This window comes from Pseudomonas sp. UMAB-40, assembly GCF_900095275.1.
In the GTDB taxonomy this organism is placed as follows: Bacteria; Pseudomonadota; Gammaproteobacteria; order Pseudomonadales; family Pseudomonadaceae; genus Aquipseudomonas; species Aquipseudomonas mandelii_B.
Map to the genome: position 1 here is coordinate 54,178 of NZ_LT607579.1, position 9,179 is coordinate 63,356.

General features: G+C 54.0%; 8 protein-coding genes and 1 pseudogene. 8 read left to right on the plus strand and 1 reads right to left on the minus strand.

Going from position 1 to position 9,179, the window contains the following annotated elements:
* The 6 genes and pseudogenes from K0F88_RS32705 to K0F88_RS29755 all read left to right on the plus strand — a co-directional run.
* Positions 1–522: pseudogene (locus K0F88_RS32705) on the plus strand (DUF2345 domain-containing protein); the annotation flags it as partial.
* Complete coding sequence (locus K0F88_RS29735; protein WP_219097554.1) at positions 512–1,249, plus strand: DUF4123 domain-containing protein; 738 nt, start codon at positions 512–514, stop codon at positions 1,247–1,249. The pseudogene K0F88_RS32705 and the gene K0F88_RS29735, both read left to right, overlap by 11 nt.
* The gene (locus K0F88_RS29740; protein WP_219097546.1) at positions 1,249–5,961 is read left to right on the plus strand and encodes an RHS repeat-associated core domain-containing protein; all 4,713 of its coding nucleotides are present in this window, start codon (positions 1,249–1,251) and stop codon (positions 5,959–5,961) included. The genes K0F88_RS29735 and K0F88_RS29740 overlap by 1 nt, the downstream gene beginning before the upstream one ends.
* A 13-nt stretch (positions 5,962–5,974) precedes the next feature.
* The gene (locus K0F88_RS29745; RefSeq protein WP_219097547.1) at positions 5,975–6,310 is read left to right on the plus strand and encodes a hypothetical protein; all 336 of its coding nucleotides are present in this window, start codon (positions 5,975–5,977) and stop codon (positions 6,308–6,310) included.
* 159 nt (positions 6,311–6,469) lie between these two features.
* Entirely contained in the window at positions 6,470–6,721 is a 252-nt protein-coding gene (locus K0F88_RS29750) for a hypothetical protein (RefSeq protein WP_257605408.1), read from the plus strand.
* Positions 6,722–6,877: 156 nt separating this feature from the next.
* On the plus strand, positions 6,878–7,366 hold the full coding sequence (locus K0F88_RS29755; protein WP_219097548.1) for a hypothetical protein: 489 nt from the start codon (positions 6,878–6,880) through the stop codon (positions 7,364–7,366).
* A 302-nt stretch (positions 7,367–7,668) separates the two neighbouring features.
* On the opposite strand, the gene K0F88_RS29760 is transcribed toward K0F88_RS29755, so the two are convergent.
* Positions 7,669–8,112 carry a hypothetical protein gene (locus tag K0F88_RS29760; RefSeq protein WP_219097549.1) on the minus strand — a complete coding sequence of 148 codons (444 nt, stop codon included), beginning with the start codon at positions 8,110–8,112 and terminating at the stop codon, positions 7,669–7,671.
* 291 nt (positions 8,113–8,403) lie between these two features.
* On the opposite strand from K0F88_RS29760, the gene K0F88_RS29765 reads away from it, so the two are divergent.
* Complete coding sequence (locus K0F88_RS29765; protein WP_219097550.1) at positions 8,404–8,721, plus strand: hypothetical protein; 318 nt, start codon at positions 8,404–8,406, stop codon at positions 8,719–8,721.
* Entirely contained in the window at positions 8,718–8,978 is a 261-nt protein-coding gene (locus K0F88_RS29770) for a hypothetical protein (protein WP_219097551.1), read from the plus strand. The genes K0F88_RS29765 and K0F88_RS29770 overlap by 4 nt, the downstream gene beginning before the upstream one ends.
* Positions 8,979–9,179 lie beyond the last annotated feature (201 nt).

A 9,179-nucleotide genomic window follows, 5' to 3' on the forward strand; every position in this document is an offset into this window, starting at 1 on the left:
GACGAAAACGTCGAGCACGACCAGAAGATACGGGTTGGGAATGAAAGGCATGACACCGTGGAGCAAAACAGCTACACGGAGTTCAAGGCGGAAGAGCACCACACGGTTTATGCGGATCGCAAGGTTGAGACCCGTGCCAACGACCACCTCACCGTCGGTGTGAACCAACACATCAAAATCGGCACCGGCCAATTCATCGAAGCAGGCCAGGAAATCCACCTGAGCAGCGGCATGAAGGTGGTGCTCGAAGCCGGCAGCGAACTGACCCTCAAGGGCGGCGGCAGCTTCATCAAGATCGACTGCAGCGGCGTCACGCTGAGTGGGCCGGTGATCAACATGAACTCTGGTGGCAGTCCTGGGAATGGGACTGGCGGGGCACCGCTGATGCCGGGGGCGTTGAAACAGGCAGATGCGGATAAGGCAGGCGCAGTACTGACCCCGGCGCAGATCAATACGCTGAAACGTAATGCGCCGTTCTGTGAAGAGTGTGAGAAATGCAAGGCAGGTGCTTGTGCGATCTGATCTTTTGACTCCGCAGGCGTGGTTGGCTGAGCGGCCGTTGCAGGCGGGTGAGCGGCTTTACTTGATTGTTAGTGCGGCTAGTGATGCCGAAGCGCTCAAGACACTTTACCAGGCAGACCCCACCACCCAGGTCACCCCGATCTGGGGTGGAACACCCTACGCAGCCTGGCAACCGGTGATGCCTTACCTCACCGAGGTCAAACCGAACTCGAACTTCCTGCCGTGGATTGCCGAAACTGACGCTCAGGATTGGGGTTGGCTGGCCGTTTCCAGCAGCTCACCGGACGTGGTGTTCGAGCACCTGCGCAGCTTGACGCAAGTACGGATGCCGGATGGAACGGAGGTGTTCTTCCGGTTTTGGGATGGGCGGCATATTTATCCGATTCTTGAAGGGCTGGGTGAGGCTGCTGGCGAAGTGTTGCCGGTGTTCGATCGGTATTTGATTAATGGGAAGAGCCTGGAGGTTGGACCGAGGATGGTGCCCCCGGCGAAGGAATGGCCTTGGTGGGAAGTGCCGAAGGGGTTGTTGGATGGCCTCGCCAAGCAGAACCAGTCGACCCTGATCGGAAACTTGATGCAGTGGCTGGGAGAGGAACGTCCAGATATCTACGCCGCTTATCCCGAGAGCAACCTGAAGCTGAAAATCGCACGCTTCGTGCGCCAGCCCGATGCTCCGAAAAACCTTAATGAAGCACTGTTAAACCACCTGATTCTGGAGCAAGGCTGATGGATCGCGTTGCCTTTATTGATGAACAACTGGCCACCTTCAAGGACAGCCTGAAGCTTTATCGTGAACTGACCGAAAGCAATTTTGCCCAGTGGGTGGATAAAGGCCCGCAGTTCTTCGACAGACCAGCCATATTTGGAATGAACAGGACCGTCAAACTCGGGACCGAGAACGCGACTGTCAGTATCAACGATAACGACTTCTCTACGGTTGCCATTTGCCCAAAAGACGGCCGGCTGCTGATCGAGAGCAAATTCGTCTCGGTTAACTATATCCCGGTAGGCAACATTACCGTCGATGTCACACCGACGGCCGGCGGGGCTTCAAAGCCCGTCACGCTTGATGAGCAAGGCAAAGGTGTCTACAAGGGAATAGCAGGGGAAAAATACTACGTCCGCGTTCAGAGCCAAGTCACCAAGGAACAGGTTAACGACTTATTTGGCTCCTACGACAACCTGACGCAGCAGTTGCAAACCTGGCTGGATGGCGAATGGAAAAACTACAGGCCTCTATGGCCCACCGAGACACTGTCGACAGCCTACCTGGCGCAACTCAATGGTGCTGCCGCTGGAACCTGGGATGCAATCAAGGGTGCATTTGACGGTATTAAGCGCATATTCGAGATCCTGAAGGATCCTCAAGCATTTGCGCATGAGCTAGGCCAAAGTGCCACTGACCTGATCAAGCTTGCAAAAGAAACGCCAGCAGCCATGGAAAGGCTCATGTTGCTGGCAAGTGATCAGGCTGCTCTATTTTTGCTGCTAAAAACTACGGCTCTCTGGCTTATTCAATTGCCACCTAGCGTGGCCGTAGGCAAATTCTCCGAGCAAGCAGCTAGCGTACTGGTAACCATCCTTATCGACATCGTATTGGCCTTGGTGTTGACGTATGCGGCCGCAGGTTCAGGCATTGCCTATTTGGGCGTTCGCCTTGCGAACTACGGTGCAAAAATTCTTGAAGCTGTAGTCGGTTTTGTAAAAGCCGTCTTCAGGATTCTTAAAGCCTTCATTGAATCTATTGATAAATACAAGAAGGTCGCCGCCCGTGCAGCCGTTGGAGCCTTTGAAAAAGGCAAAGTGAAAATTGGTTGGGGCAGGCAGGATCACGCCAAAATTCGCGAGCACGAACACGCCGATGACCATTCCAAGCAATCGACAAATCCCGATGAAAAAAGCGCTACCTGCGCCAAGAAAACCTGCACAAACAATTGCCCGGTTTCCATGGTTACCGGTGAAGAGCTACTGACGCTGACCGATGGTCAGCTCCACGGACTGCTACCTTTCGAGTGGACTCGCCTTTACCGCACCAGCGCCGCGGAAATTGATTGCGGTCTCGGCTACGGCTGGAGCCATGCACTTGCCCAGCGGGTGGACATCAAGGACGATGAGGTAGTCTGGACCGACCACGAAAATCGTATCACCACATTCCCGTTACCGAGTGTGCAGCGTCCGGCGATCACCAACAGCCTGTCGGAAGCAGCGATTTTCCTTGGTGATGATCCCTCAGAACTGATCCTCACCCAGGCCGGCGAACGTGCCCAGTTCTACCACTTTCGCTACAACAGCAAAGTCGCGACGCTGATCGCTATCAGCGACAACTACGGCAATCGCCTGCACATCACCCGCGACATTCACGGGCGTATAAAACGAGTCGACAATGGTGCCGGGCGCGCTCTTCTTATTCGTTACGACCGCAAACATATCGTCGCCATCGATTACCAGCAGTTCGTCCCCGCTGACAACCTGGAAAACGCCTGGAGCACAATCCAGAACCTGATCACCTACAGCTACGATGTCCAGTACCGCCTGATCGAAGCGAAAAATGCGGCCGGTGAAGCCGAGCGCTACACCTATAACGACCAGAACGTAATCCTGGAGCGCCGCTTGGCCGGTGGCGCCAGCTTCTACTGGGAATGGGAAAAGGAAGGTAAGTCGGCACGCTGTATCCATCACTGGGCCAGCTTCTCGCAAATGGATGCGCACTACGTTTGGGATGATAAAGGCACCGTTACGGTCACGAACGCCGATGGTAGCGAAGAGATTTACACCCATGACGATCAGGCGCGTTTGGTGGCCAAGGTCGATCCGGACGGGGCCGAACACCTCAAAGTCTATGACGAAAAAGGCCGATTGATCGCCGAAAAGAATCCCCTCGGCGCGGTCAGTGAATATCAATACGACGCCGCCGGCCGTTTAGCCGCGGTAATCCCACCGGAAGACGCGCCGACGGAGTACGAATACAGCAACGGTTTTGTCAGCGAAGTCCGTCGTGACGAGTCGATCTGGAAGTACCAACGCAACAATCAGGGCGATATCACCCTGCAGATCGATCCCCACGGCAATGAAACCCATTACAGCTACGACCGCCAAGGTCGACTGCTGGAAATTCGTTACCCCGACGGCAGCCGTCATCAATTGGGATGGAACAACCTCGGCCAGTTGCTCGAAGAACGCCTGCCCGACGGCGGCCAGCGTAAATACCGCTACGACGCTCTTGGCCGGCAGATCACCCGCCAGGAAGAAGCTGGCGCCATCACCCACTACCAGTGGGATGCCGTCGATCGACTCACGCAGGTCAACCTCCCCGGCGGTGCCACCCGAGCGTTCACCTACAACCCGTACGGTCGTGTGACCGCCGAACGTGACGAACTCGGTCGCGTCACGCGCTACGAATACGCTGATGGCCTGCACCTGGTCAGCCGCCGGATCAATCCGGACGGCAGCCAGTTGCGCTACCGCTACGATAATTCGCGCCTGCTGCTCACCGAGATCGAAAACGAACGTGGCGAGCACTACCACCTCGACTACTACGCCAACGGCCTGATCCAGCAGGAAACCGGGTTCGACGGTCGCCGTACTTCCTACGAGTACGACCTCAATGGCCAGTTGCTGAAGAAAACCGAATTCGGCGACGACGGCAGCGAGCTGGCTACTGAATATCAACGCGATGCCGCTGGCCGTTTGCTGGTCAAAATACTGGCCGACGGTGAGGAAATTCACTACAGCTATGACGCCCTTGGCCGCCTGGTTAACGTTGACGACGGCAACTGGCCGCTGGCCTACGAATACGACCTGCAAGACCGCCTGATCACCGAGCACCAAGGTTGGGGCACTACGCGTTACGAGTACGACCAGCTCGGACAACTGAGCCACTGTCGTCTCCCGGACGGTAGCAAACTCGACTATCGCCACCAATCCGGCGGGCGCCTGAGCAGCATCGATCTCAATGGGTCGCGCTTGACCAGCCACCAGTTCAACGCCGGCCGCGAAACACAGCGCCAACAAGGTCTGCTGCTCAGCCAATACCAGTACGACGAACAAGGTCGCCTGCAAGCCCACAGCATTAGCCAGCAGGATCGCAACCTGTTCCAGCGCCGCTACGCCTACGATGCCAACGGCAACCTCGCCGGCATCGACGACAGCCGCAAAGGTAGCCGCAGCTACCACTACGACCCGCTCGACCGCCTGATCAACGTCCGTGGCAGCACCCCGGAAAGCTTCGCCCACGACCCCGCGGGCAACTTGCTGGGGCAAGGCGATCAGGCGGCCGCGAACCTGGCCAACGTCAAAGGCAATCGCCTGCTGATGCAGGGCGACCGCCACTACGACTACGACGCCTACGGCAACCTGACCCGCGAACGCCGTGGCACCGGACAAAAACTCGTCACGGAATACCGCTACGACTGCCAACACCGCTTGATCGGCGTCAGCCTGCCGGGCGGTAGCATCGCAAGCTACAAGTACGACGCCTTCGGCCGCCGTATCGAAAAAAACGTCGACGGCAGCACCACCGAATTCCTGTGGCAAGGCGAACGCCTCATCGCTGAAAGCGCCGACAACCGCTATCGCAGCTACATCTACGAACCGGGCAGCTTCCGCCCGCTGGCAATGCTCGACGGCGAAGGCCCGCTGAAAGCCACGCCGTTCTACTACCAACTCGACCACCTGGGCACCCCGCAAGAACTCACCGACTACAGCGGCGAGATCATGTGGTCGGCGAAATACCGCGCCTACGGCAACCTCGCCGCAATAGACGTTGCTGAAATCGACAACCCGTTGCGTTTCCAGGGGCAGTATTTCGATGCCGAGACGGGCTTACATTACAACCGGCATCGCTACTACAATCCGGGGACTGGACGATTTCTGACACCGGATCCGATCAAGCTTGCGGGTGGGTTGAACAACTACCAGTACGTGCCTAACCCTACGGGGTGGGTGGATCCGTTGGGGCTGGATACTTGTCCTGGTGCGGATGGATGTAAGCCAGACTTCGACGCCGATAACGCGACAACAAAACCGGCGGTCGATGAAGGCCAACCCGACACTCCTGATGCAGGACGAAAAGCTCATCAATTCAACTCATTCCACGAATACAAAGTCCCTGAAAATCTGTACCTAAAGAGCGACAAAGTACAATTCAACAGAGCTAACAAGGACTTAATAAACAAGCTCAATGGCGATCCAGCATTTAGAAAAAATATGTATAGTCGAAACCCAGATCTAAAAACTTGGGTGGATGATCCCAAACGGAACATGGGCTCTAGCCCGACAGGCTACACTTGGCACCACAACGAGAAGCCTGGCGTGCTGCAGCTTGTTCATCGGGCGGACCATGGCGGCGAACACTCCGTATATCACCCAACTGGCAAAGGCGGACGAGATATATGGGGTGGGGGCCGAGAGGGGCGCGAAGGGAAAATCAAAACGGAATAATTGGAGCACTGATATGAAGCACAATCAATCTATCAAGATAAATGACCTGATCGACTCCTTAAAGGCTCAGAAAAAAGAGCTAACCTATTGTGTTTATGGGAAAGGATCATCGGACCAAGCGACGCTTGAAACCGACTGCGTGATTGCTGAATACTCGGAGATCACCGATGACGACGAAGAGATTTTTCCAAAATACATCACTCAAAACAATCTTGAGTTTTGGTTTGCCGACGAACTCTTGGAGGATGTTACATTCAATGCACTGAAGCAAAAAACATCTGCTACAAATGAGGAAATACTAAAAGCCATTAAGCATTATAATGAGCACGACAGCTTCATGAAACTATAAAAAAACAGCACACGAAAATAACCCCGTTACCTTTTTGCTTGATGAATGGGAGTGTATCTAGACAAGATTCGGAAATTGCCCCGCCGAAACGATAGGCTCCCATAAACTTGCACGCTCCCACCGTCGCCAAGAAAAGGGGGGCAGAGTTGGCGTCAACACATGACCAAAATAAGCATTGCAGCGGCATCACCGACGAGTGATGTGGAAGCCACGAAATTTCTTCACCAACGCTTCAAAATGTCCCTTATTGGCTCTCAGAAGAAACTTGCCATGGGTGATAAGGGCTTTTTCTATGCCGGTGGGATCTATGGAAATGATCACGTGCAACGCGAGAAAGAGATTCGCGACATCATCAGTTTCTTCCAGCTCAAAAAAATCGATTTGCTGATATTGGAAATTGATGATGATTAACACTGGGGGGATCTGGATATGGCGAACCTCGGTCAGTACGCTATTCCAGCTCAGGAATTGTTGAACGTCCTGGATTCTTCTGCGGGACTTTATCAGTAACTCCTAGCTTATGGAAAGTAAACTTTTACTATGTTCACTTGGAAGGAGAAATAACAGATGGAAGCCGCAGTATTCGGATTTGTGGGTGCCTTGATAGGTTCCATTCTCGGTTTTACAGGCTCGCTTTTTAGTACTTTTGGAAAATCAAAGGATACTCAGCTTGATGTTCGAACGAAGGTTGTAACAAATGAGCGAGCGCAGTGGCGCAAGGACATGCGAGAGCTAGCAGCGACGTATGTTGTGCTATCAAATCAGTTAGCTGTTACACCTGCGCCGAACGTTGAAGATAATAATGAGATCGAACGCACTCGGATTCTAATTCGGCTCCGGCTCAACGCCAATCCCGATCATAAGCTTGACGCTAAGCTCCTTCATGCACTTCCAGTCATAGCTATGCACGCAAGAGACAAAAAAGTAGGTGAGCTCAAAGTTAAGCTTGAGGAGTTCGAGTTCGACATGCAAGCTCTTCTGAAGCGCGAATGGGATAAATCAAAGGGTGAGGCTGAAAGTGGAAACATTGCATCTTCCGATAAACATGCAACCTAGCATAGAATATTTTAGGCTTTAGGTCGAAAGCTGCCAGCCCTAACGGCAGCTTTCGACCGATTCTGTTGAAAAAGTCGGCTTCGATTTCTATGACAGAAAGGTACGCGTCTGAGATTGAAATCCGTGTGTTGCACAGAAGGTTCTGGACTCAGATTTGACGTAGCCGCATGCAAAAAGGCGGTTTCACCACTCAATGCACGGCTAGCCAGGTCGGGGCGACTTTTTCAACACAATCGACCCTTTGCAGACATTCATAACGATTAGGCTAAGGGGCCGCAGAAGGCGATCATAGGGGCGAATTGCTATATGCCGACAACATTTTCATAGAACCAGCCATCAAATTCGTGCATTAACTCTGTCGGTTGGAATTCAAGGCGACTATAGTTGTCAATGGCTCTAACCAGCATCCATAAAGCCTCGTCTTCTATGTCGGCCTCAAAGGTTAAATCTTCTTTGCCTGATAGATGCTTTACTGAGTTTCTAACTTTGTTCTTTCCACGCGTTGTGAATTCTGACCACTTCTTCGGTGAGTTTATCCATTCAAGCCCGGGGTGGTGATAGAATTCAAACTGCTCCTGCAGTGAGCTCTTGATTCCTTTTATATTGGCAGCCATGCCAAAAATCTCTTCGGCTGCACCAGCAAGCGTTAGTGCTGATACATAACTCTTGCAGGACAAAAACAAACCCAAAGCAATTTCTAGTTGCTCTATAGCTATTTCTACTTTGTTATGGGTAGCCTCAGTCATCTCTCTTCTCTTCTCTTCGCCAAGCTGCGGTAAGGGTTCAGAGCGGAAGGTCAAAACTACCTATATGCCGCTGGTCTGTCCATCGGCTGCAAATGGCCGGTTGGAGTCCTTAGCTACCTGTAGATGACAGAGCGTTGCGGAGAGCTGTTCCAATAACTGCGTTTCCGTTAAATAGGCCTCCACAACAAGGCCTGCCTTGGCGTGTCCTTTTGCGGCTTTCGATCACCAGAAGCCCCTATACTGGATGCACAGTCAGACTGTATTTGGTTTGTCTGAATAGGAAACGCTCTAATGCCATTAACCATCACAAACCCTTATCGGCTGCGCATAGAGTGTTTGCGCAACGTATCGCCCCATTGCGCGGACTTGGCCGGGCGCATTGTCATGGCGTTGCGCATTGAAGCGCTGACCCTACCGACCGCGACTCTGATCGAGGACTTGTTCGATCACCTGGACGCAGTCGGCTTGCAGCGAGGCAGCAGTGTCACGCGTCTGGGTATATGGATGATGGGCTTGGTCTACGCCAAAGCGTTGCTAAGCACAGAGGTAGAGATGTTCCTGGCGGACGCGGCTACCTTGGGCGGTCCATCCAGCGTGGCGCCGGCATGAGCGCGTCTGACAGCAACGGCGGCGATCCATTGGCCCCGCTGGGCCTGCCGGCGGCGATCCGCGTCCAGGGCAGCAAGTTGCTGCGCGCGATCCGCAGCGCGGCCACCCTGCTGGACGCCCTGCGCGCGGCGGACCGCGCCGAAGGTTTTGTCCTAGGCATCGAGACCCTCCGCGTGCTGAACCCGGATGACATCGAAGGCCTGTACCTGGTGTTTAACCGAGCTTTCCAAGTCCGACAAGCGGAGCTGAGCGCATGACCGGCGACGGCATCCATGAAGACGCGTTGCGCTACCTGGTGCAGTAACACGCGGTGCGTGAGGTGATCGTCGGCCGCATCAACGACGGTCCAACTTGGGGGCTGTCGATTCGCCTTGGCGGCACCGGCGGTCTGTCGCTAATGACTGCAATTGGCCCAGAGTGTGTAAAAACGCCTTCGCGAACCCTTGCTATGATTTCTT

What these genes read in the sequence shown, in the direction of transcription:
- K0F88_RS29760 (WP_219097549.1), bottom strand. Translation starts at nt 8,112, where the DNA reads ATGACTGAGGCTACCCATAACAAAGTAGAAATAGCTATAGAGCAACTA.
- K0F88_RS29770 (WP_219097551.1), top strand. Translation starts at nt 8,718, where the DNA reads ATGAGCGCGTCTGACAGCAACGGCGGCGATCCATTGGCCCCGCTGGGC.
- K0F88_RS29750 (WP_257605408.1), top strand. Translation starts at nt 6,470, where the DNA reads ATGACCAAAATAAGCATTGCAGCGGCATCACCGACGAGTGATGTGGAA.
- K0F88_RS29740 (WP_219097546.1), top strand. Translation starts at nt 1,249, where the DNA reads ATGGATCGCGTTGCCTTTATTGATGAACAACTGGCCACCTTCAAGGAC.
- K0F88_RS29745 (WP_219097547.1), top strand. Translation starts at nt 5,975, where the DNA reads ATGAAGCACAATCAATCTATCAAGATAAATGACCTGATCGACTCCTTA.
- K0F88_RS29765 (WP_219097550.1), top strand. Translation starts at nt 8,404, where the DNA reads ATGCCATTAACCATCACAAACCCTTATCGGCTGCGCATAGAGTGTTTG.
- K0F88_RS29755 (WP_219097548.1), top strand. Translation starts at nt 6,878, where the DNA reads ATGGAAGCCGCAGTATTCGGATTTGTGGGTGCCTTGATAGGTTCCATT.